Consider the following 21802-nt stretch of genomic DNA (forward strand, 5'->3'; position numbering starts at 1 on the left):
TAGCCGTTAAAGCGACTCGAGCAGGGCCAGGTAGCGTGCTTCCAGTGCGTTACCGAGTGCCTTGCCTTGCAGTCCTTGCTGCATGAACTCGGCACTTGAGACCTGTGCCAGCGCTGCCAGGCGCTGCTCAAAACGGGGCCCCAGATCATCTGGCATGTCCGGATGCAGTGCGTGCGTCGGAGCTAGCAGCTGCTGCAGGCGTTCCGGATTGCGTAACAGTTTGAGTGCCTTAACCAGCGCCAGACGTCGTGAACTTTCCTGTGTATCCAGTGAGGCCAGTGTATCATGCCATTGCAGCAGGTCGGTTGCAGCCTGCAGAAAACGGTTGGGTGTTTTTAGGCGCTCACAGAGTGTTTTGACGGCTTCGAGTGGCGCTTCTTCCGGCATGGCCAGGTGGCACAGCAGGGCAAAACGCTGTTCAGCGCAGGGGTGTTCTCTGTTCAGGCGGTCCAGTACAGGCTGAGCGCTGTTCCAGTCCAGTGGGTTGAATTCAGGTAATAATACCGGGAGTGCCTGCGCTTGTTGCAGACACTGCAAAAACACCAGAGGGTGGTCACAGGACAAGGCGCGTTCAAATTCCATCCAGACACGTTCTGCGCTGAGGTGTTGCAGTTCGCCGCTGGCGCTGATCTGTTGCATCAGCGCCAGCGTTTCCGGTGCGACTTGAAAACCCAGGGGGGTGAAGCGTGCCATAAAGCGTGCGACTCGCAGTACGCGCAAAGGGTCTTCAGCAAACGCTGGTGAAACATGGCGCAGTACACGCTGTTCAAGGTCATCCTGTCCCTGATAGGGATCGACCAGACTACCATCAGGTCGGCGTGCCATGGCATTGATGGTCAGATCCCGGCGTAACAGATCTTCTTCCAGCGTCACATCCGGATGTGCATGAAAGGTGAAGCCTTGATAACCATGGCCGGATTTGCGTTCAGTGCGGGCCAGTGCATATTCCTCACCTGTGTGCGGATTGATAAACACCGGGAAATCTTTGCCGACCGGGCGGAACCCCTGCGCCAGCATCTGTTCCGGTGTGGCGCCGGTCACCACCCAGTCACGGTCTTTAACTTCCAGGCCCAGTAGCTCATCACGTACAGCACCGCCGACAAGACAGATCTCCATCAGGGTTCGCAACGCTCCGGAAACTGCATGCGCCATTGCTCAAAGCCACCATCCAGGCTGTAGACTTCCGCAAAACCCTGTCCGGCCAGGAAGTCAGCAGCAGATTGACTGCTGATGCCATGGTAGCAGCAGACAATCAGTGGTTGCTGTCGATCTGCCTGCTGCAAGAATACCGGCAGATTATCATTGCTGAGATGGTAGGCGTCCTGAATGTGTTTGGCGGTATAGCTGCCGAAGTCACGAATATCGACGACGGCGGCACCTTGTTCCATCAGGGTGACGGCTGCATCTGCCGAGAGAGTCTTGAATGCTTTCATGATAATGGGGTTCTCATATCGCTTCGGATTGATAGGCAGCACAGCTGCATTGTGTCAGGGTCTGAGTATCCAGGCACAGTGCGCTGAGGCTGTATCCCCACACGCAGCCGGTATCCAGTGCCTGAATATCGGCCTGACCCGTATGCCCCATTAGTGCCGCCCAGTGACCAAAAAGCTGGCGTCGGGGCAGCGGAGAGGGGCGACGAACTTCATACCAGGGGAAAAAACCTGCCGGTGCTGTCTCAACACCGCCGTTGCCGTGAAATTCCAGCTGCCCGTTGGGGGTGATGAAGCGCATGCGGGTAAAGTAATTAGTGATCAGGCGCAGTCGCGCCCAGCCTTCCAGGTCGTTATGCCAGATGTCGGGTTTGTTGCCATACATGTGGTTGAAAAACTCACGAGCATCTTTGCCGCGAAGGACGCGCTCGACTTCCTGGGCACGCTTGCGCGCTTTTCCCAGTGACCAGATATGCGGAATACCGGCATGGGTCATGACATAACCCAGCGCATCATCTTCGACCAGCAATGGCCGAAACCTGAGCCAGTGCATCAGTTCATCGCGGTCGGGTGCCTGGAGGACCTGTTGCAGGGTACTGTTGCGTTTGTCCCGGGTGGCACCAAAATGTAGTGCCAGCAGGTGCAGGTCGTGATTGCCCAGTACGCAGCGGGCGCGATCTCCGAGTCCGGCCACGAAACGCAATACCTTGACGGACTGGCGACCACGGTTCACCAGATCACCGGCAAACCAGAGGTGATCAGAATCGCTGAAACCGATCTGGTCCAGTAGCTGCATCAGCTCGTCATAGCAGCCCTGTATGTCTCCGATTGCGTAAGTTGCCATAAGTCCCCTGTTTTTCCTGAGATCATACCTTAGATCGGGCGCCAAGTTCTAATCTAAGTAAAGCGTTTTTGTGTAGAATGTAAATCTTTCAAGAGTGTCATAAGGAGTTAAGGATATGGCAATCGCGACCTTTGCTGCAGGCTGTTTTTGGGGTGTGGAGCTGACCTTCTCCGAATTGCCCGGAGTACTCTCTACGGCCGTCGGGTATATGGGGGGTGATACAGAGTCGCCAGACTATGAGTCGGTGTGCCAGGGGGATACCGGACATGCTGAAACAGTCTGGGTGGAATATGATCCTGAGCAGATCAGCTATGAACAGCTGCTGGCTACCTTCTGGCAGTGTCATAACCCGACGACACTGAACCGTCAGGGGCCGGATGTCGGGACTCAGTATCGCTCGGCGATTTTCTATCAGGATGAGATGCAGCAGGTGCTGGCGCAGCAGAGTAAAGCAGACATGCAGGCGGCTGGTGTTTTCTCTGCAGAGATCGTGACTCAAATTGAGCCAGCGGCCCGCTTCTGGCGCGCTGAAGAATATCATCAGCAATATTTGCGCAAACGTGGACAGGGGCACTGTCGGATCTCATGAACCTTCTTTTGATCGACCCGTCTGAGCTGTCGGCTCCAGATCGGGTATGGCTGACAGACCGGCGTGCGGTACATATTCGTGAGATTCATCAGGCTCAGGTAGGAGACCGGCTGCGGGCCGGAATGCTGAATGGTCTGATCGGTGAAGCTGAAGTACTGAACCTGGATGCTTCAGGGGTTGAATTGGCACTGGATTTCAGTCAGCCACGTCAGTCGCCCTCTCCCTTGCCCGTGATACTGGTGCTGGCATTGCCCCGGCCCAAAATGTTGCGCCGGGTTCTTCAGGCTGTTGCCAGCCTGGGTGTCAAAGAGATCTGGTTGATTCATTCCTATCGTGTCGATAAAAGCTATTGGTCGTCACCTTTGCTGGATGCGGCGGTGATTCATGAGCAGCTGTTGTTGGGATTGGAGCAGGCTGGTGATACGCAACTGCCAGTGGTGCATCAGCGCAAACGCTTCAAGCCGTTTGTTGAAGATGAGCTGCCGGGTCTGGCAGCCGGGCGTCAGGCCTGGGTTGCACACCCATATCATGCACAACCCTGCCCAGCACCGAGCGATGAGTCGGCGCTGGTGGCTATCGGGCCGGAGGGCGGTTTTATTCCCTATGAGGTCGACAAACTTAATCAGGCAGGTCTGAAATCCTTGTCGCTGGGGAGCCGAATTCTCAGAGTCGAGACGGCGGTGCCGGTCTTGTTGACGCGTCTGTTTCCGGTCAGTTGATCTGCAGTATTTCCAGTTTCTGATAGAGTGCGGCTCTGGAGATGCCCAGTTGTTGTGCCGCTCTGGTTTTGTGTCCGCCGCACTGACGTAATGCCTGCAGAATCGCCCGTCGCTCGGCCTGGCGTATCTGTTCTTTCAGCGAGCCGGTGCAGGTGTCATCCGTGTCAGTCTGAATGACAGCTTCCGGTGTCTTGGCAGGGACAAGTGCCTTGGGTGGTCGCAGCTCTTCGTGACGTATCAGATTGTTGCTGAACACATCCCGAAAACCCTTGCTGCTGATATGGGATGCTTTTTCGTTCATGATGCAGGCACGTTCAATGACGTTGTACAGTTCGCGTACATTGCCTGGCCAGTCGTGCGAACGTAACAGCATCAGTGCGTCTTCGGTCAGTTCCTTGGTGGCGACACCGAGGCGCTCACAGCATTCATCCAGAATGCGCTCACTGAGCAGCTCAATATCCTCCATGCGTTCACGCAGGGGCGGCAAGTGGATCGGCATCGCGCTAAGTCGATAGTAGAGGTCGGCACGAAATTCACCCATGGACACCATCTGCAGCAGATCCCGGCTGGTGGCGGCGACAATGCGGACATTGGTGGCCTGGACTGCATTGGAGCCTACTTTTTCAAACTCTTTTTCCTGCAGTACACGGAGCAGTTTGGACTGCAGCGGCAGAGGCATATCGCCAATTTCATCCAGAAACAGCGTGCCGTCCTGGGCGATCTCTATTTTGCCGGGGCGGCCTTCTTTTTTGGCACCGGTAAAGGCGCCGGGTGCCACACCGAAAAACTCGGCTTCAATCAGGGTATCCGGTATTGCGGCTACGTTGATTGAGACAAAGGGTTTGTCTGCACGATCTGAAAGATTGTGTAACGCATGCGCGAAGAGTTCTTTGCCGGTTCCGGTTTCGCCGGTCAGCAGTACAGAAATATCAAAACGTGCTGCCTGACGTATCTGGTGTTTGACTGTTTTCAGTGCTTCGCTCTGGCCAGCGATCTGTGACAACTGATAGCGTGAGCTGCGTTCAGACTGGTAATGTTTGGAGTTGCGTACCTCGCTTTGCAAGCGGTTGTACTTCGCCAGCAGCGGCTTGGCTGTACTGGGCGTGTCTGTCGCGACAAAGGCAAAGGCGCCCTCGACCTCCTTGTGTTCATTCAGCAAGGGTACGGCGCTGACCAGTACCCACTGATTGCGGATATAGAGCACATCAAGCAACACGGGTTTGCCGCTGGCGATGACCTGGGGCAGATAGCTGTTGGGGATGATGTCGGTGATGTGCTTGCCGACCGGACTTTCTTTAAGGCCCAGAAATTCGCAGTAGCTTTCGCTCATCCAGGTGAGAATGCCCTTTTTGTCGGCAGCAATGGTGTGCTCATAAAAATCATCAAATGAGTGCTGCAAAAATTTCAGAATTCGGGTTCTCAGAATGCGTGTGTCAAATGTCTTGCCGTAATGGTCTGTCATGCTGTTGTCTTTTTTATTGGACAGTAATGTCTTGAATACTAGACACGATGTCTTGCTTTGTAAACAAAAAATAGGTCAGAGTCAGAGCCCTTTTGCGCGCAGGGGCATAGGGTCAGGCCATTTTACAAAGTTGGCATGCAATCTGCTTTATCTGAGCAAACCCTGAGTCGAAACACGGTTGTGTTTTCTACCGGTAAGATAATAATAAGGAAGGTCTATGCAAACCCCTCTCTGGACACCCTCTCCAGAACGTATCCAGTCATCACGTATCTGGGCGTTCATGAAATCTGTCAATCAGCGCTATGCTACTGAACTGAAAGATTATGCAGGTCTGTGGCAGTGGAGTGTTGATCATAGCGAAGACTTCTGGCGCGATTTCTGGGACTTTGCCGGTATCCAGGCTTCGGTTAAGGGCGACCCGGTGCTGCTGCATGCAGATCGCATGCCGGGCGCACGCTGGTTCCCTGAGGCTCGACTCAATTTTGCAGAAAACCTGCTTCGCTACCGCGATGACAAGCCTGCGTTGGTGTTTAGAGGTGAGGCAGGGCAGCGCCAGGAAATCAGCTATGCCCAGCTGTATCGCAAGGTCGCCGGGCTGGCCAGCGCACTACGTCAGCAGGGGGTGGTGAAAGGCGATATCGTGGCGGGTTTTGTACCCAATCTTCCGGAAACCGTGATGGCGATGCTGGCAACGACCTCCATCGGTGCTGTCTGGACCTCCTGCTCACCTGACTTCGGTATCAATGGTGTACTTGATCGTTTTGGTCAGGTTAAACCCAAAGTGTTGTTCACTGTGGATGGTTATCAATATAACGGCAAATCGATTGATTCAATTGAACGGGTTGCCGGTATTGCATCACAGTTGGACAGCGTTGAGCGAATTGTCGTCATTCCCTTCCTTGACCCTCACCCGCACATTGATGCGTTACCCAATGCGGTATGCCTGCCAGACTTTATCGATACAGAGGCAGAGCAGGTGGTTTTTGAGCAGGTTCCCTTCGATCATCCCTTGTATGTGATGTATTCCTCAGGGACCACAGGTGTACCTAAATGCATTCTCCACAGTGTTGGCGGGACGTTGATTCAGCAGCTCAAAGAACTGATTTTGCATACGGATCTGGATCGGCAGGACAGTTTTTTCTACTACACCACCTGCGGCTGGATGATGTGGAACTGGATGGTGACGGGGCTGGCAACGGGCTGCAAGCTGGTGTTGTTTGATGGCTCTCCTTTTGCACCACGCCCTTCAATATTGTGGAAAATTGCGGAAGAGGAGCAGATCAGTGTCTTTGGCACCAGTGCCAAGTATCTGGCTGCGCTGGAAAAGGCCGGGGTGAAACCCGGTCGGGATTTTGATCTGAGACCGCTCAAAGCAGTTCTTTCAACCGGTTCACCTCTGGCTCATGAAAGCTTTGAATATGTCTACCGTGAAATCAAGCATGACCTGCAGTTGTCATCTATCTCGGGTGGTACGGATATTGTTTCCTGCTTTGCATTGGGTTCGCCGATTTTGCCTGTTTGGGCGGGTGAGCTGCAGTGCCGTGGTCTGGCGATGGCTGTGGATATTGTTGATGATAACGGCCAGCCTCTGCGACAGCAGAAAGGCGAGCTGGTCTGTACGCAGCCTTTCCCCAGTATGCCGATCGGCTTCTGGAATGATCCGGATAACAGCCGCTTCCATGATGCCTATTTCTCCCAGTTCGAAAACATCTGGGCACATGGTGATTATGGTGAGATCACAGCGCATGACGGCATTATTATCCATGGCCGTTCGGATGCTGTCCTGAATCCAGGTGGTGTGCGTATCGGGACTGCGGAAATTTACCGTCAGGTGGAAAAGGTGGATGCCGTTCTGGAAAGCCTGTGTATTGGTCAGCCCTGGAAGGACGATGTCAGGGTGGTACTGTTCGTGCGGTTGAAGCCGGGAATTCAGCTGGATGAAGCGTTGCAGCAGGAAATTCGTGACACCATTCGTGCCAATACCACACCTCGCCATGTACCGGCTGTGATTCTTCAGGTGGCCGATATTCCGCGTACCATCAGTGGCAAGATTGTTGAGTTGGCGGTACGTAAAGTGGTGCTCGGTGAAGCTGTGAAAAACAAGGACGCGCTGGCAAATCCGGAGGCGCTGGAGCTGTTCAGGGATCTGCCCGAGTTGCAGTGCTAGCGTAACCGGATTTCAGCAACAAGATGACAACAACAATAACAGGATAACACCCATGAGTCGTATCAAACGTGCACTGATCACAGGCTCCACCAGCGGTATAGGTCTGGCGATTGCACACCAATTGGCAGTCGCCGGTATTGATCTGGTACTGCATGGCCTCGAACCTCAGGTAGAAGGCGATAAACTGGCTGAGGCTTTCCATAAACAGCATGGTGTTGAAGCAGTTTATGTGCAGGCGGATATCAGTCAAGCCGACACTATTGTACAGATGATGGAGCAGATCGAATCACAAGTCGGTCCGGTTACCATTCTGGTCAACAATGCCGGTATCCAGCATACCGCTCCAATTGAGCAGTTTCCGGTGGACAAATGGGATCAGATATTGGCCGTCAATCTGTCTGCCGCTTTTCACACCACACGCCTGGCTGTTCCCGCGATGGTTGCACAGGGCTGGGGGCGCATCATTAATATTTCCTCTGTACATGGTCTGGTGGCATCGGTCCATAAGGCGGCCTACTGTGCGGCCAAACATGGCCTGATAGGGATGACCAAAGTCACGGCACTGGAGCTGGCGGCCAAGGGCGTGACGGCCAACTGCATCTGTCCTGGCTGGACCGATACGCCTTTGCTGGTTGAACAGTTCAAAGCCTTTGCCCGTGAACATAACACCGGCTATGAAGAGGCCAAACAGGGACTGATTAAAGCCAAAGCGCCTTATCCTGATTTTGTCTCGCCAGCTGATATTGGTCAGTTGGTCCTGTTTCTCTGTTCCGATGCCGCCAAGGCCATTACCGGAACCTCAATGCCGATAGATGGAGGTTGGACTGCGCACTGAATAATGCAATACACCGAAAATACGCTGAATAAACCTGTTTTATAAAACTAACAAAAGGTATACAAGCATGAAAAAATCACTTCTAGCCGCTGCTGTAACAGTCTCTATGGTAACGTCCACCGCTGTTATGGCTGACTTTGACCGGGTTCGCTGGCAAGTACCCATGGGCTTCCCCTCTACCCTGACGGCCTTGGGTGACACCATGCCGGAAGTGGCGCGCATGATTGGTGAGATGAGTGGTGGTCGTGTGACCCTGCAAACTTTCGAGCCAGGTGCATTGATTCCGGCTCTGGGCGCTTTTGAAAACGTCAGTAACGGTAACGTACCTGCAGCTTACTCCTGGATGGGATATGAGTGGGGACAGTTGCCGGTATCAGCACTCTTCGGTGCAACGCCTTTTGGTCTTGAGTCTCAGGAATTCCTGGCCTGGATGTACTTCCATGGTGGTGATGAGTTACTGAAAGAAGCCTTTGCGCCTCATAACGTCTATCCCATTCTCTGTGGCACCATCAGCCCTGAAGCGGCAGGCTGGTTCCGTGAGGAAATGGACTCGCTGGATAAATTCCAGGGGCTGAAATTCCGTGCGGCCGGTGTTGGTGGTGAAATCATGGCCGAGTTTGGTATGTCGGTCACACTCCTGCCAGGTGGTGAACTGTATCAGGCATTGGAAACCGGTGTATTGGATGGTACGGAGTTCTCCCTGCCAACAGTGGATGAGCAGTTGGGCTTCTACCAGGTGGCTAAACACTACTACCTGCCAGGCTGGCATCAGCCTTCGACCAACCAGTTCCTCTACGTCAATATGGATGAGTGGAATCGCCTGAATGATCAGACCAAAGCATTGATTGAGAATGCTTGTATGGCCGGTAATGCATTGGCGCTGGCAAAAGCAGAGGCGCTTCAGGGTGCGGTACTGAAACGCTTTGAAGAGCGTGGCGTGCAGTTGCATCAGTATCCGGAAGATGTGCTCAAGGCCTTTGAAGAGGCAACAGAGCGTGTCATGGAACGTCGTTCAGCCAACGATCCAATGTTTGCCAAGGTCTATCAGTCCATGAAAGCTTTCCAGGATGAGCACCGTCCATGGAAACACCTGGGCTATTTGCCACGTGACTGGGGTGTCGAAGACTGAAATATTCAATCCTCTGACTTAAAAGGCGATATTCACAATGGCTGAATATGATATAGATCTTGATAAAGTCGAGGAGGCGGTCGCTCATCGAGCGGCCGTCGAATATCCTCGCACACTGATAAGCGACATATTAGAGGGTATTGTTGAGTTTTTTGGCAAATACTCTTCACTAATCTGGATTGCGCTGATGTTACTGATCGTGGGTAATGTCATCATGCGTTATGTGCTTGGAACCAATCTGATTGCACTGGAAGAGTTGCAATGGCATCTGTTTGCTGTGGGATTCATGCTGGCCTTGTCCTATTGTGTGCTGCACGATGGTCATGTCCGTGTTGATGTTCTGGCAGAACACTTTCATCCCAAAACACGTGCCGTCATTGAAATTCTCGGTATCCTGATTTTGTTACTGCCTTTCTGCTATCTGATTTTGAGTTACGCCTATCCCTTTGTGGAAAGGTCTTATCGGATTAATGAGGTATCAGCCGCCCCGGGTGGCTTGCCGATGCGCTGGATCATCAAATCCGTCATTCTGATTGCGTTTACACTGATCTTCATGGCAGGGCTGGCCAGAATGATCCGTGCGTTTTCATTTCTGACCGGTTTTCCTGCCGCCAGAAAGTCACTTTCAGCAGATAAAAATAACACATCCACCTGACTGAGCAGCTCAGGCGGATAGGCTGTATAAGAGGATGACTCTGTGTTCGAAACCAATGAATTGATCGTAATGGCAATGCTCGGCAGTTTTATACTGCTGATCTTCTCCGGCTATCCGGTTGCCTGGATTCTGGCGGGTATTTCGGTACTCTTCAGCGTAGGCTCCATACTGGCATACCAGTATCTGGACGTAGACACCTATTTTCTCACCGACTGGCGCATTTTCGGGGTCATGGTGCAGCGTATCTATGCGCAAATGACCAACTGGGTGCTGGTGGCCTTGCCCATGTTTATCTTTATGGGGTTGATGCTGGAGCGTTCGGGTGTCGCTGAAAAGCTGATGAAGAACTTCGTCGATCTGTTTGGCCGGTTCCGCGGTGGTCTGGGTGTAGCCGTCATCACCATCGGTATCCTTCTTGCAGCGTCAACCGGCATTGTAGGTGCATCTGTTGTCTTGTTGGCAATGCTCTCCATTCCGACCATGCTGGAACAGAAGTATTCGCCCGCCTTTGCCAGTGGTATTGTCGCTTCGGCAGGAACCCTGGGTATTCTGATTCCGCCCAGCATTATGCTGATTATTATGGCGGATCAGCTGTCCCTGGCTGTGGGTGATCTGTTCATGGGAGCATTGATTCCTGGCGTGATGCTGGGCCTTTTGTATATTGCCTATGTGGTGATTGCGTCGCTGTTTGTACCTTCCTTATCCAAGCCACGTACTGATCTGCCGCCGATCACGCTGAAAATGATTCTTTCCACGCTTTGGGCTGTGGTACCGTCATTGGGTTTGATTCTGGCTGTGTTGGGGTCGATTTTTCTGGGTATCGCAACGCCTACCGAAGCGGCGGGTGTGGGGGCTCTGGGTGCGACAATCCTGGCAGCTATGAATGGTCGTTTGAACATGGCTGTACTGAAAGATGTCAGTATCAAGACCAGTCTGACAACTGCGTTTGTATTCGGGATCTTTCTGGGGGCAACCGCCTTCGCGGTCGTCATGCGCTCACTGGGTGGTGATGAATTTATTGGTGGTTTGCTGAAAGCCATCCCGCTGTCACCCGAAGGGATCGTCATCGTGATTCTGCTGATTACCTTTGTCGCAGGTTTCTTCCTGGACTGGCTGGAAATCAGTCTGATCCTGTTGCCGTTGGTGGGACCCGTGGTAGCGGCTTTGGGCTTCGATCTGACCTGGTTTGTCGTGTTGTTTGCACTGGCATTGCAAACCTCTTTCCTGACACCACCGGTCGGTTTCTCGTTGTTTTATTTGAAAGGGGTTGTCCCTCCGACAATCAAAACGACTGATATTTATAAGGGTGTGATTCCCTTCATCATGATTCAGTTGCTGGCTGTGGCCATGGTGTTCTACTGGAAAGATCTGGTGCTTTGGTTACCCGGTGTGCGTTACGGTTAACACATCACTTCCCTCCGGCAGTGTGCCAGCTGCTGGAGGGGCATTTATCCCCGCAAACGCCTCTCCATAACTGTTAATCTGTTTTAAAAAGATTATAATCGGCTAATAAATAACTTGAGAAAGTTCAACCGCCGGTGCCCTTATGTTCCTGAATTTAAACTCCGTTAAAAACCAGATGCGATTTCTGGTGATGTTGTTTTTACTTGCTGTGATCAGTTTAATAGCCTTCGCTTTGTATGGTTTTAATTACAAGGCTTTTCAGTTTGAAGACAATTATGACCGGCGTATGGTGCCGCTGTATGAAGTCGAGCGCATTGGCGGTTTGATGGAGCAGATACGTACAGAGTTGTTATTGTCTATTCAGCACAATCCATCCGGTCAGTTTTCAACCATGCATGATCATCCGACTACGCTGCATCTGGACCGAATTCAGCGTAATGCTGATGAAATTGAAAGCTTATGGAAGCATTTCATGTCAGTGTACCATGGTGGCGAAGCAACGCGTCTGGCACAGCAGTTTGAAACCGCGTATCAGCGTTATCTGAACGAGGCCGTAAAACCGACCGTAGCTTACCTGACACGGGGTGAGTATGTGCAGGCCAACCTGCACATACTGCGTTCTGTTAATCCGCTTTATGCTCAGGCCGATACGGCCCGTGAGGCGTTGAGTGATCGTAAACTGCGTGGTGCACAGGAAGCCAAAGCCAATATGGACCAGCTCTCCACGCGGTTGACCTGGCAATTGATAGGTCTGAGTCTGCTGTTGGCATTGCTGGTGGTGGTAATCGCCTGGCGGGTGATTAATCGTCTCAAGGGTGGCACCGCAGGTTTGGGTAGTATCGCTGAGCAGCTGGCGGCGGGTGATTTCAGAGAAACAGCGGTTGGGCATCAGAATGCATCGGATGAGTTTGGTGATATTATCCGACAGTTTGTGGCGACGCGTGCTCAATTGAATCAGATGAGCCGACAAATTGGCGAGTCAGGCAATGCATTGGCTGAACTGGCAGAGCAGGGTTCTGTCGTGGCTGAGCAGGCCAGTCGCGGTATACAGAAGCAGCGGGCCGAAACCGATATGGTTGCCACTGCCATGTATGAAATGAATGCGACAGTACATGAGGTTGCAAAGAATACTGCCAGTGCAGCCAGTAGCGCCAGTCAGGCCGATCAGAAAGCGCATGAAGGACAGGTGGTGGTGCAGAGCAGTGCTCAGGGAATGGAGCAGTTAGCTCAGGAGGTAGAATCGGCTGCTCAAGTCATTAATGAGTTGGCTGAAGATGCACGTAAAATCGGCTCTGTCGTTGATGTGATTCGTGAAATTGCGGAACAAACCAATCTGCTGGCTCTAAATGCAGCGATTGAAGCAGCACGTGCGGGCGAGCAGGGCCGTGGCTTTGCTGTGGTGGCCGATGAGGTCCGTTCACTGGCCAGTCGAACACAGGCTTCAACCAGTGAAATTCAGGCGATGGTAACGCATTTGCAAGAGTCCGCTGTTAATGCCACGGATGTGATGAACAAAGGGCAAGTGCGCGCACGTGAAGGTGTTGAACATTCGGTCAAGGCCAGCCAGGCTCTGGAAGATATTATGGCAGCCATCATGGCAATCAACGATATGAATACTCAGATTGCCAGTGCTGCCGAAGAACAGAGTTCTGTGGCGGATGAAATGAATGAAAACCTCAACCGGATCAATATGGCTGCCGATGAAACGTCTCAGGCATCTGAATTGACTGCCCAGTCCAGTCGCCGTATTGCCGAGCATGCTGATCAGTTAAAAGCGATTGTCGGGCAGTTGAAGTTCTGATTGTAAAGCGCTTCAATGCGTCAGGTGAATGACGGAAAACCCCGTCATTCACCTTTGTTTTCTTTGGGGGTCTGGCTGGCAACTTGCCCCAGTTGCTGCTCCATACGATTGAGCTGTTCTGCCATCATGACCATCTGTTCACGCATCCAGTGAATTTCAGCCACTTCGCCCTCTCCGGACTCCAACTGCTCGGCAGCACTTTCTTTCTGCATCACATCGAGCACAATGCCAATCATCATGTTCAGAAAAATGAAGGCATTTAGGAAGATAAAGGTGAGGAAGAAAATCCAGCTGTAGGGGTAGTGCTCCATGGTGGGATAGAGTACTGCGGTGGCCCAGCTTTCAAAGGTAGCTACTTGAAACAGGGTCAGCATCGCCAGCGAGATATTTCCCCATAGCTTTTCATCCACGCTTTCGAACAGGAAGCTGCCAATGGCGGCATAGATGTAGAAGATAATAAACATCAGCAGGGCCACATAGCCCATACGGGGAATGGATTTAACCAGCGCTACCAGCAGCATGCGCAGTTCAGGGATCATGGATACCAGTCGCAAGACGCGGAAAATCCTCAGCAGACGTGCAATCAGCACCATTTCAGAATCGTCAATCGGTATCAGGCTGGCGGTGACAATCAGAAAATCAAAAATATTCCAGCCTTTCTTGAAGAAATCCAGAGTGCGTTTTTCTGCAGCCAGGCGAATACAAATCTCGAACAGGAAGAACAGGGTAATGCCCAGATCCAGCCAGCGCATAATGATGTCAAAGCGGGATGTCTCTTCATAGGTTTTGGCGCCGATCAGCAGGGCCGAGGCGATGATCACGAAGATGACGAAGGTTTCGAACAGCTTGTTGGCTCGTAATCGTTCCAGGCGATCCTGGAGGCGATTCCAATAAATTCTCATGGTAAATATCACTCCGCATTTACATCATCAACGGGCATCGGGGCGCTATTATCCCTGATTCAGTTGTCAGGCAAAAGCGGAGTGTGAAGGGTTTTAGCTCAAGCTGTGTATGACTTCGGTTTCCAGCCGGGTGTTGTCATGCAGCGGGCAGCGATCACAGACTTCATCCAGAAACGCCTGCTTTTCAGCATCGCTCAGATCCGCATCGATCTCTGCCGTAATCCGTATCTGCTGAAATCCTGTACGGTCATCACTGGGCTTGCCGAGTAGCCCTGCCGGATTGTAGTCACCTTCAACTGCGATTTTCATACCGCGCAGTTCAAGTTTGCGCTGCATCGCGGCAATGCGGGCAATCGTACCAATACAGCCAGCGAGGGCAAACAGAAAATACTCCAGTGGTGTGGGTCCAAGGCCCGTGCCCCGTGCAGCGACAGGTTGGTCGATGATGACCGTATGTTCACCGAGCTGCGCTTTGACAGCAAAACCATCGGTCATCTCAGCCTGTACGCTGATGCATTTATGTTGACTCATGATCTCTCCACGCTCATGTCTATTTTATCCCGGCGAAGCAAAAATTGACGCTAAATGCTATTGCAGCACGTCAGAATCACTTCATACTTACGGGAATCTACTTATACACGGATAAAACAGGTTTTTCTAATGAAACTTTTGCAGATTAGCTGGATTTCACGTGTTCGTTCGGGCAGTCGGCGTTTACCCCTTTCACTCTTGCTGTGCCTTGCTGTGACAGGGCTGCTGGGGTGTCAGCCTGCAACGGAAACGCAGACCGCAACATTGCCTTTGGTGCGCCTGATGCAACTGGATCCACAGGGTGTTATCTCCGAGCGCTATTTCCCGGCCCGTCTGGAAGCGGCTCAGGCGACAAACCTGTCGTTCCAGGTCGCGGGTAAACTGGTTCATCTGCCGGTGATCAAGGGTGACACGATTCGTGAAGGTGAGTTGATTGCCCGTCTTGATCAGACCGATTACGAACTGCTGCTGGCCTCAACACGGGTGGCGTATGAACAGGCAGAACGGGATCTGCGTCGGGTACAGCAACTGCGCAGCCAGAATCATGTTTCTCAGGCACAGCTGGATGAGGCTCGTACTGCGTATGATCGCGCGACCGTTGAACTGAATCGGGCGCGTCAGAACCTGATTTATACAGAGATTTTTGCACCTTACGATGCGGTGATCGCGGATCGTATGGCAGAAAACTTTACTCAACTGGCAGCGGGCACACCTGTGGTACGTTTGCAGGATCTGAGCCGCATTGAGGTTGAGATTGCCGTGCCGGAAATCCTCTTGCCTCAGGTACAGGATCCGGGTGTTTTCCATGTAACCGCGACACTGCCATCTGTACCTGATCGCGAGTTTGTACTGAACTTCAAAGAGTATGCGACGGAGCCTGATCCCCGGTCACGCACTTACCGGGTCACATTTGATATGGAGAATCCGGCGGATTTGCGGTTATTGCCGGGCATGAGTGCCACTGTGCGGGTGGCCTTGATGGCTGATGCATCGCATCTGCCGGTGCTGCCATTACAGGCCTTGGTAGGTGAGGGCAGTGATACACGGGTTTTTGTCTATGATCCGCAGACAGAGCAGGTAATGAGCCATCCGGTCACCACCGGACGCCTGACCGCAGAGGGTGTTGAAATTTTGGAAGGGCTGTCTGCCGGTGATCAGGTTGTTGCGGCTGGAGCCGGTTTTCTCAGTGACGGAATGCAGGTGCGTGCCGATCCGGAACGTCGGGAGCGTCGCTGATGGATATTGCACGTGCCTCCATTGATAAGCCGGTCAACACCTGGTTATTCATTCTGGTATGTTTATTGGGGGGGATCTGGGCTGTTCTGACCTTGCCGCAATTGGAAGACCCGGAGTTTACCATCAAGGAAGCGATTATTCTGACGCCTTATCCAGGGGCTTCTGCCATGGAGGTCGAGCAGGAAGTGACCGACCAGCTGGAAATTGCGTTGCAGGAGATGCCGCAGTTGAAGCGTCTGGTGTCCCGATCCATGCCAGGGCTGTCTGAAATTACGGTAGAGATTAAAGATGCCTATCGTTCCGCGGATCTGCCCCAGGTATGGGATGAGCTGCGCCGAAAAGTGCAGGATACCCAGCCGAATTTGCCTCCTGGTGTCGGGCCTTCACGTGTCAATGACAGCTTTGGCGATGTGTTTGGTCTGCTGTTTGCGGTAACAGCACCAGGATTTGAAACGGCTGAACTGCGTGATTTTTCCCGGGAGCTGCGCCGTGTTGCTTTACGGGTGCCGGGTGTTGCCAAGGTGTCTATTCAGGGGGAGCGGGATGAGCGCATTCTGATAGAGATCCCCCAGGCTGTATTGATTCATCTGGGCCTGAGCCCTGAACAGCTGGCGGGGCGACTGCAACTGCAAAATGCGGTGATTGATGCCGGTCGTAAAACGCTGGGTGATCTGGCCATTCGTGTGATACCGACGGGGGACTTTGATAGTCTGGAGCAGATCCGTAATCTCTACCTGACCACGCCTTCCGGAGACACCCTGAGGCTGGGAGATGTTGCGGTGATCTCTCGTGATTACCATGAGCAGCCGCGGCAGCTGATTCGCTTTGCCGGACAGGATGCTGTAACGCTGGGGATCGCAGCGACGGGTGACAGTAATATTGTCGAGGTCGGGCATGCCGTAGAAGCGGCACTGAAAGCACATATGGCTGAGCTGCCGTTAGGGGTTGAGCTGCAGCCGATCTACCAGCAGCACCATATCGTGGAGCGGGCGTTGAATGCCTTCCTGCTCAATCTGGTGATGTCGGTTTCTATAGTGATTCTGGTGCTTTGCCTGTTCATGGGCTGGCGTGCAGGTGTGGTGGTTGGCAGTGCCTTGTTGCTGACTGTCACCGGTTCGCTGTTCTTGATGAAAATTACCGGGCTGCAGATGCAGCGTGTTTCTCTGGGTGCCCTGATCATTGCGATGGGTATGCTGGTTGATAATGCCATTGTGATTGCTGAAGGCATGCTGGTACGCATGCAACAGGGCCGTAATGCGCGCGAGGCTGCGACCGGAATAGCCGGACAAACACAGGTTCCTTTGCTGGCCGCTACGGTGATCGGCATCCTGGCTTTTTCCGGTATCGGGCTGTCGCAGGATGTGACCGGTGAATACACCTTTTCACTGTTTCTGGTCATCGGCCTGTCGTTGTTATTGAGCTGGATATTGGCGATCACGGTGGTGCCGTTGCTGGCCAGTCTGCTGTTTGTCACGGCATCAGCCTCTGCCGGTGATACATCCGAGACAACTTCGGCAGGTGCAGGCGGATATCGTGGCCTGTTGCAGCGGGTTTTACGGCATCGGCGCGTTACTCTGCTGGGGCTGTTGGCCTTTACCGGGATCAGTTTCGTGGCTTTTGCCCAGGTGCCGCAGATGTTTTTCCCCAATGCCCAGACGGAGGTGTTCTACGTCAACTACTGGCGTGAACAGGGAACAGATATTCGTGCAACCGATCGTGATCTGGAAGCCCTGAGTCGTTTTGTCGGTCAACTGGACGGTGTTGAGCAGGTGACCAGTGTTGCAGGCATGGGGGCGACACGCATGATGCTGGTGTATCAGCCTGAACGGACCAACCCTGCCTATGGCCAGCTGGTGATTACAGCAACATCAGCAGAGCAGATAGATATACTGGCTGATCAGATTGATGCTGAATTGCAGCAGTATCCACAGGCTCAGGCCTGGGTAGAACGTGTGCGTCTGGGGCCGGGCAAGGGAGCTCCGATTCAGGCCCGTTTTCAGGGTGAGGACCCCCAGGTACTACGACAGCTGGCAGAAGATGCCAAGCAGGTATTCCGTCAGACAGGTCAGCTAACGCATTTGCGCAGCGACTGGCGTCAGCCTGAGCGGGTGATAGTGCCGCACCTGGCTGATGATCGAGCCAGTGTATTGGGCGTCAGTCGTCAGGATTTGGCTGAGTCCCTGTCAATGGTTACGACCGGGCAGATGATTGGCCTGTACCGGGAAGAGGACCGCTTGATCCCATTACTGCTGCGAGCTCCAGCCAATGAGCGTGGCCGGGCAACACAGTTGAAAGACCGGATGATCTGGAGCCGTGCGACCGGTCAGTTTGTGCCTGCCAGTGAGGTTGTGGATGAGTTTGAGACGCGTCAGGAGGAGGCTCTGATCCTGCGGCGTAATATGCAGCGCACCCTGACAGTCAGTGCAGACCCGTTGCCGGGCGTCAATGTCGCCGCCGCCTTTGCTGACCTGCGCGGTCAGATCGAAGCCCTTCCGCTGCCGCCAGGCTATCGACTGGAGTGGGGCGGTGAATACGAAAGTTCCGGTGATGCGCAGCGTGCGCTGGCGCGGCAGCTACCCCTGAGCCTGTTGGCCATGATGATCATTTCAGTGCTGCTGTTTGCCCGCATCAAGCAGCCACTGATCATCTGGTTGTGTGTGCCCATGGCAATTTGCGGGGTGACCTGGGGCTTGCTGCTCACGGGCATGTCATTTGGTTTTATGGCATTGCTGGGGATGCTGAGTCTGTCGGGCATGCTGATCAAGAATGCCATTGTGCTGGTGGATGAGATTGATCAGCGTATTGCGCAGGGCGAAACGCCGGAGCATGCACTGGTGGAAGGCAGCGTGTCGCGTCTGCGACCGGTTGTACTGGCTGCGGTGACCACGATTCTGGGGATGCTGCCTTTGGCCTTTGATGTATTTTTTGCCGATATGGCGATTACCATCATGAGTGGTCTGGCGTTTGCCACCTTCCTGACCCTGCTGGCAGTACCGGCGCTATACAGTCTGTTTTTCAGAATTGCGCCACCTGGTGCGAAGCGCTGATCAGCGCTTCAGTACCCGGGCACCCAGCAACAGCATACAGGGCGTCAGCAGCAGAGTGAGCAGAGTGGCAAAAGCGAGCCCGCCCGCTATGGCGCTGGACAGCTGTGTCCACCATTGTGTGGAAGGTGCGCCAAGACCCAGGCTGGGTTCCAGCAGATTGACATTGACTCCCAGTACCATCGGCATGAGTCCCAGAATGGTTGTAATGGCAGTGAGCAGCACAGGGCGCAAGCGCAGTACGCCGGTTTCCAGCGCTGCTTCATAGGGTGCCATGCCTTCCTGACGCATCAGGTTATAGGTGTCGATCAGGATGATGTTGTTGTTTACCACAATACCCGCCAACGCGATGATACCCATGCCCACCATTACAATACCGAAAGACTGGCCATTGATCAGCAGTCCCAGTAATACACCGGCGGTGGAAAAGACTACGGCGGATAACACCAGCGCAGTCTGATAAAAGCTGTTGAACTGCACCAGCAGTATCAGCAGCATCAGAAAAATGGCGACGACAAAGGCTGTGCTGAGGAACTGTGCCGCTTCGCGTTGATCTGCATCTTCACCGCCGGTGCGTACTCTAACCCCTTCTGGTAGCTGATCAAAAAATCCACTCAAGGCGCTGAGGCGTTCATCCAGGCGGTAACCTTCGGCGATATCGGCCTGCAATGTCAGTGTACGCACCCCATCGACGCGATGTAGGTTACCGACACGCGGGGCTGGCTGCAGCGAGACAAAGTGGCTCAAGGGTACCTGCCCGCGAGAGGTATGCAGCGTTAAACGATTCAATTGATCGACGGAGCGCCAGTCCTGCGGCAGGCGTACCCGGATATCCACTTCATCGGTAGCATCTTCGGGACGGTAGGTTGCCAGTAGCAGCCCCTGGGTCACCAGTTGTACAGCGTTACCAACACTCATGACATCCGCACCCAGGCGTGCGGCCGCTTCACGGTCGACCTGCAGCCGCCATTCGATGCCGGGGAGTGTGCGGTCATCTTCAATATCCTGAAAGCCACCCAGTGTCAGCATCTGTTCCCGGATCAGTTCAACCGCCTGCTCTGACAGATCCGGATCATCCGAACTGATTAACAGCTCCACGGGTTTACCCTGGCCAGGTCCCATGTCCTGTTTACGAAACTCCAGCTCTATGCCATGAATATCCTCAGTGAGTTCGCGCATCGATTGAATAATCGCTTCCGAATGCCGGCGCTGGTGCCAGTCAACCAGGCGGAACTGCAAGATGCCGATCACGTCGGTACCCATTTGCATGGAGGGCATGGCAAAGCTGCGGGCATAGAGTGATTCGACTTCAGGGTAATGATTCAGTCGCGCTTCGATACGCTGCAACAGCTGGTCTTTCTCGTATACAGACAGGTCTCCTCGTGCACGTACCTGAAGCTGCAGGGTTTCCGGCTCCACATCGGGGAAAAACTCCACGCCATGATTAAAACGACCATAAGCGGTATAGATCAGCAGGATCAATACCAGCATACCCAGCAGTGTCAGCCAGGGCGCCTGCAGCAATTTGGCCAATAGCGCACGATAGAGTTGTGTAAAGGCTCCCGGCTGGGCCTCCTCACGAACACTTTTACTGGACAGAACGCCGCCCATGGTGGGCAGAAAGACCAGTGCCATCGCCAGCGAAGCCAGTAAGCACAGAATCACGGTTGCCGGCAGATACTTCATGAACTCTCCGACCACCCCGGGCCAGAACAGCAGCGGAATAAATACCGACAGGGTTGTGGCTGTGGATGCGATAATCGGCCAGCTCATGCGGCTGGCAGCCTGTATCCAGGCTTCACGGGGAGATTGTCCTTCACGCAGGTGCCGATCTGCCAGCTCACTGACCACGATAGCGCCATCGACCAGCATGCCGGCTACCAGAATCAGAGAGAAGAGCACAATAATATTCAGCGTATAACCGACGGCCCAGACCATCAAAATACCGGTGAGAAAGGCACCAGGAATTGTCAGGCCAACCATCACTGCTGATTTCAGACCCATGGTCGCAATGATCAGTATCAGTACCAGCACCACTGCAGTGAGGACGTTATTCAGCAGCTCATCCAGCATCATGCGGACTTCGTCTGACTGATCCATAATATAGTTGACCTGGATGCTGTCCGGCATCTGGCTGCGTGCCTGCTCGACCAAGGCACGTACCTGAGTGTTAGTATCGATGATATTGGCACCCGCACGCTTGCTGATTTCCAGTACTATACCGGGATGACCATTAATCCGGGCAAACCCCGCCGGGTCTTTGAAACTGCGTTGTAAGATAGCAATATCGGCGAAAGTGATGACCGTATCGCCCTCAACCTTGACCGGCATGCCCAGCACATCGTCCAGAGTCTCAATGACGCCTGGTACCTTCATCGGCATGCGCCCGGCACCCGTATCCAGACTGCCAGCTGCAACCAGGCGGTTGTTACTGGACACCAGATTGAACAGTTGTGCATAGTCGATCTGGTAGCTGTCCAGCACTTGAGGGTCGACAATAATTTCCAGCAGATCTTCCCGGTCCCCCCCGATATCCACTTCGAGGACTTCCGGGATGCCCTCAATGACCTCTTTGAGACGTCGGGCCAGATACACCAGCTCTGCTTCGGATACCGGACCGGAGAGCGCCACGGACAACACCGGGAACAGGGCAACATTGATTTCATGTACACGCGGTTCATCAGCCTCGGCCGGAAGCTTGGAGCGTGCCGTGTCGACTTTTTCACGGACATTCTGGAGCGCACTTTGCGGATCAAACCCTGCATCAAACTCCAGCATCACCGATGCATGTCCTTCACTGCTGGTCGAGGTCATTTTCTTGACCCCCTCCAGCGACCGCAATTCCTGTTCCATGGGGCGGACCAGTAAGCGTTCACCGTCTTCCGGGCTGATGCCCTCCAGGCTCATGGAGACATACATCATCGGAATTACAACATCCGGATTCGCTTCTTTCGGAATGACCTGGTACGCAGCAAAACCACCGATCAATAAAAAGGTAAACAGGGTCAGCGTGGCCCGGCTGCGAATCAGTGCGGCTCGAATTAGTGCTTCCAT

Annotated in this window: 17 protein-coding genes; 10 read left to right on the forward strand and 7 right to left on the reverse strand. The window is 53.4% G+C overall.

Features of this window, described 5'->3' with window-relative positions; all coding sequences use genetic code 11:
* Positions 1 to 6: 6 nt before the first annotated feature.
* The 3 genes from ADINL_RS06265 to ADINL_RS06275 are packed head-to-tail and all read right to left on the reverse strand — an operon-like array spanning position 7 to position 2274.
* Positions 7 to 1116 carry a tRNA nucleotidyltransferase/poly(A) polymerase-related protein gene (locus ADINL_RS06265; protein WP_036544953.1) on the reverse strand — a complete coding sequence of 370 codons (1110 nt, stop codon included), beginning with the start codon at positions 1114 to 1116 and terminating at the stop codon, positions 7 to 9.
* Positions 1116 to 1433, reverse strand: a complete 318-nt coding sequence (gene glpE, locus ADINL_RS06270; protein WP_036544955.1) for a thiosulfate sulfurtransferase GlpE — start codon at positions 1431 to 1433, stop codon at positions 1116 to 1118. Before glpE ends, ADINL_RS06265 begins: the two co-directional genes overlap by 1 nt.
* Positions 1434 to 1446: 13 nt before the next feature.
* Positions 1447 to 2274, reverse strand: a complete 828-nt coding sequence (locus ADINL_RS06275) for a symmetrical bis(5'-nucleosyl)-tetraphosphatase (protein WP_036544958.1) — start codon at positions 2272 to 2274, stop codon at positions 1447 to 1449.
* Between the two features lie 115 nt (positions 2275 to 2389).
* Here ADINL_RS06275 and msrA point away from each other — a divergent pair, with 115 nt between their 5' ends.
* Both msrA and ADINL_RS06285 read left to right on the forward strand, forming a co-directional pair.
* On the forward strand, positions 2390 to 2863 hold the full coding sequence (msrA, locus tag ADINL_RS06280) for a peptide-methionine (S)-S-oxide reductase MsrA (RefSeq protein ID WP_036544960.1): 474 nt from the start codon (positions 2390 to 2392) through the stop codon (positions 2861 to 2863).
* Positions 2860 to 3582, forward strand: coding sequence for a 16S rRNA (uracil(1498)-N(3))-methyltransferase (locus tag ADINL_RS06285; protein WP_036544962.1), 723 nt, complete (start codon positions 2860 to 2862; stop codon positions 3580 to 3582). Before msrA ends, ADINL_RS06285 begins: the two co-directional genes overlap by 4 nt.
* Here the strand turns inward: ADINL_RS06285 and ADINL_RS06290 are convergent.
* Positions 3575 to 5044 (reverse strand): sigma-54 interaction domain-containing protein, encoded by a 1470-nt coding sequence (locus ADINL_RS06290; RefSeq protein ID WP_036544964.1) that lies wholly within the window; start codon positions 5042 to 5044, stop codon positions 3575 to 3577. The two genes, ADINL_RS06285 and ADINL_RS06290, sit on opposite strands and share 8 nt — an antisense overlap.
* 217 nt (positions 5045 to 5261) lie before the next feature.
* Between ADINL_RS06290 and ADINL_RS06295 the strand changes: the two genes are divergently transcribed.
* From ADINL_RS06295 to ADINL_RS06320, 6 genes are all read left to right on the forward strand, one after another.
* Positions 5262 to 7211, forward strand: a complete 1950-nt coding sequence (locus tag ADINL_RS06295; protein ID WP_036544967.1) for an acetoacetate--CoA ligase — start codon at positions 5262 to 5264, stop codon at positions 7209 to 7211.
* Between the two features lie 52 nt (positions 7212 to 7263).
* Positions 7264 to 8046, forward strand: a complete 783-nt coding sequence (locus ADINL_RS06300; protein ID WP_036544969.1) for a 3-hydroxybutyrate dehydrogenase — start codon at positions 7264 to 7266, stop codon at positions 8044 to 8046.
* A 67-nt stretch (positions 8047 to 8113) separates the two neighbouring features.
* Positions 8114 to 9175 carry a TRAP transporter substrate-binding protein gene (locus ADINL_RS06305; protein ID WP_036544971.1) on the forward strand — a complete coding sequence of 354 codons (1062 nt, stop codon included), beginning with the start codon at positions 8114 to 8116 and terminating at the stop codon, positions 9173 to 9175.
* A 37-nt stretch (positions 9176 to 9212) separates the two neighbouring features.
* Positions 9213 to 9830 (forward strand): TRAP transporter small permease subunit, encoded by a 618-nt coding sequence (locus tag ADINL_RS06310; RefSeq protein WP_036544973.1) that lies wholly within the window; start codon positions 9213 to 9215, stop codon positions 9828 to 9830.
* Positions 9831 to 9872: 42 nt separating this feature from the next.
* Positions 9873 to 11234: a TRAP transporter large permease gene (locus tag ADINL_RS06315; protein WP_239644342.1), complete on the forward strand. Its 1362-nt coding sequence runs from the start codon at positions 9873 to 9875 to the stop codon at positions 11232 to 11234.
* Between the two features lie 142 nt (positions 11235 to 11376).
* The gene (locus tag ADINL_RS06320) at positions 11377 to 13035 is read left to right on the forward strand and encodes a HAMP domain-containing methyl-accepting chemotaxis protein (RefSeq protein ID WP_051632604.1); all 1659 of its coding nucleotides are present in this window, start codon (positions 11377 to 11379) and stop codon (positions 13033 to 13035) included.
* Between the two features lie 44 nt (positions 13036 to 13079).
* Here ADINL_RS06320 and ADINL_RS06325 read toward each other — a convergent pair whose 3' ends face one another.
* Both ADINL_RS06325 and ADINL_RS06330 read right to left on the reverse strand, forming a co-directional pair.
* Positions 13080 to 13937: an ion transporter gene (locus ADINL_RS06325; protein ID WP_036544975.1), complete on the reverse strand. Its 858-nt coding sequence runs from the start codon at positions 13935 to 13937 to the stop codon at positions 13080 to 13082.
* Between the two features lie 93 nt (positions 13938 to 14030).
* On the reverse strand, positions 14031 to 14468 hold the full coding sequence (locus tag ADINL_RS06330; RefSeq protein WP_036544976.1) for an OsmC family protein: 438 nt from the start codon (positions 14466 to 14468) through the stop codon (positions 14031 to 14033).
* Positions 14469 to 14597: 129 nt separating this feature from the next.
* Here ADINL_RS06330 and ADINL_RS06335 point away from each other — a divergent pair, with 129 nt between their 5' ends.
* Positions 14598 to 15704 (forward strand): efflux RND transporter periplasmic adaptor subunit, encoded by a 1107-nt coding sequence (locus ADINL_RS06335; protein ID WP_051632605.1) that lies wholly within the window; start codon positions 14598 to 14600, stop codon positions 15702 to 15704.
* Positions 15704 to 18751, forward strand: a complete 3048-nt coding sequence (locus ADINL_RS06340) for an efflux RND transporter permease subunit (protein ID WP_036544978.1) — start codon at positions 15704 to 15706, stop codon at positions 18749 to 18751. The genes ADINL_RS06335 and ADINL_RS06340 overlap by 1 nt, the downstream gene beginning before the upstream one ends.
* On the opposite strand, the gene ADINL_RS06345 is transcribed toward ADINL_RS06340, so the two are convergent.
* Positions 18752 to 21802: an efflux RND transporter permease subunit gene (locus tag ADINL_RS06345; protein WP_036544980.1), complete on the reverse strand. Its 3051-nt coding sequence runs from the start codon at positions 21800 to 21802 to the stop codon at positions 18752 to 18754.

The organism is Nitrincola lacisaponensis, assembly GCF_000691225.1.
In the GTDB taxonomy this organism is placed as follows: Bacteria; Pseudomonadota; Gammaproteobacteria; order Pseudomonadales; family Balneatricaceae; genus Nitrincola; species Nitrincola lacisaponensis.

Coding starts and splice junctions, on each gene's coding strand:
- ADINL_RS06265 (WP_036544953.1), bottom strand. CDS start 1,116: ATGGAGATCTGTCTTGTCGGCGGTGCTGTACGTGATGAGCTACTGGGC.
- glpE (WP_036544955.1), bottom strand. CDS start 1,433: ATGAAAGCATTCAAGACTCTCTCGGCAGATGCAGCCGTCACCCTGATG.
- ADINL_RS06275 (WP_036544958.1), bottom strand. CDS start 2,274: ATGGCAACTTACGCAATCGGAGACATACAGGGCTGCTATGACGAGCTG.
- msrA (WP_036544960.1), top strand. CDS start 2,390: ATGGCAATCGCGACCTTTGCTGCAGGCTGTTTTTGGGGTGTGGAGCTG.
- ADINL_RS06285 (WP_036544962.1), top strand. CDS start 2,860: ATGAACCTTCTTTTGATCGACCCGTCTGAGCTGTCGGCTCCAGATCGG.
- ADINL_RS06290 (WP_036544964.1), bottom strand. CDS start 5,044: ATGACAGACCATTACGGCAAGACATTTGACACACGCATTCTGAGAACC.
- ADINL_RS06295 (WP_036544967.1), top strand. CDS start 5,262: ATGCAAACCCCTCTCTGGACACCCTCTCCAGAACGTATCCAGTCATCA.
- ADINL_RS06300 (WP_036544969.1), top strand. CDS start 7,264: ATGAGTCGTATCAAACGTGCACTGATCACAGGCTCCACCAGCGGTATA.
- ADINL_RS06305 (WP_036544971.1), top strand. CDS start 8,114: ATGAAAAAATCACTTCTAGCCGCTGCTGTAACAGTCTCTATGGTAACG.
- ADINL_RS06310 (WP_036544973.1), top strand. CDS start 9,213: ATGGCTGAATATGATATAGATCTTGATAAAGTCGAGGAGGCGGTCGCT.
- ADINL_RS06320 (WP_051632604.1), top strand. CDS start 11,377: ATGTTCCTGAATTTAAACTCCGTTAAAAACCAGATGCGATTTCTGGTG.
- ADINL_RS06325 (WP_036544975.1), bottom strand. CDS start 13,937: ATGAGAATTTATTGGAATCGCCTCCAGGATCGCCTGGAACGATTACGA.
- ADINL_RS06330 (WP_036544976.1), bottom strand. CDS start 14,468: ATGAGTCAACATAAATGCATCAGCGTACAGGCTGAGATGACCGATGGT.
- ADINL_RS06335 (WP_051632605.1), top strand. CDS start 14,598: ATGAAACTTTTGCAGATTAGCTGGATTTCACGTGTTCGTTCGGGCAGT.
- ADINL_RS06340 (WP_036544978.1), top strand. CDS start 15,704: ATGGATATTGCACGTGCCTCCATTGATAAGCCGGTCAACACCTGGTTA.
- ADINL_RS06345 (WP_036544980.1), bottom strand. CDS start 21,802: ATGGAAGCACTAATTCGAGCCGCACTGATTCGCAGCCGGGCCACGCTG.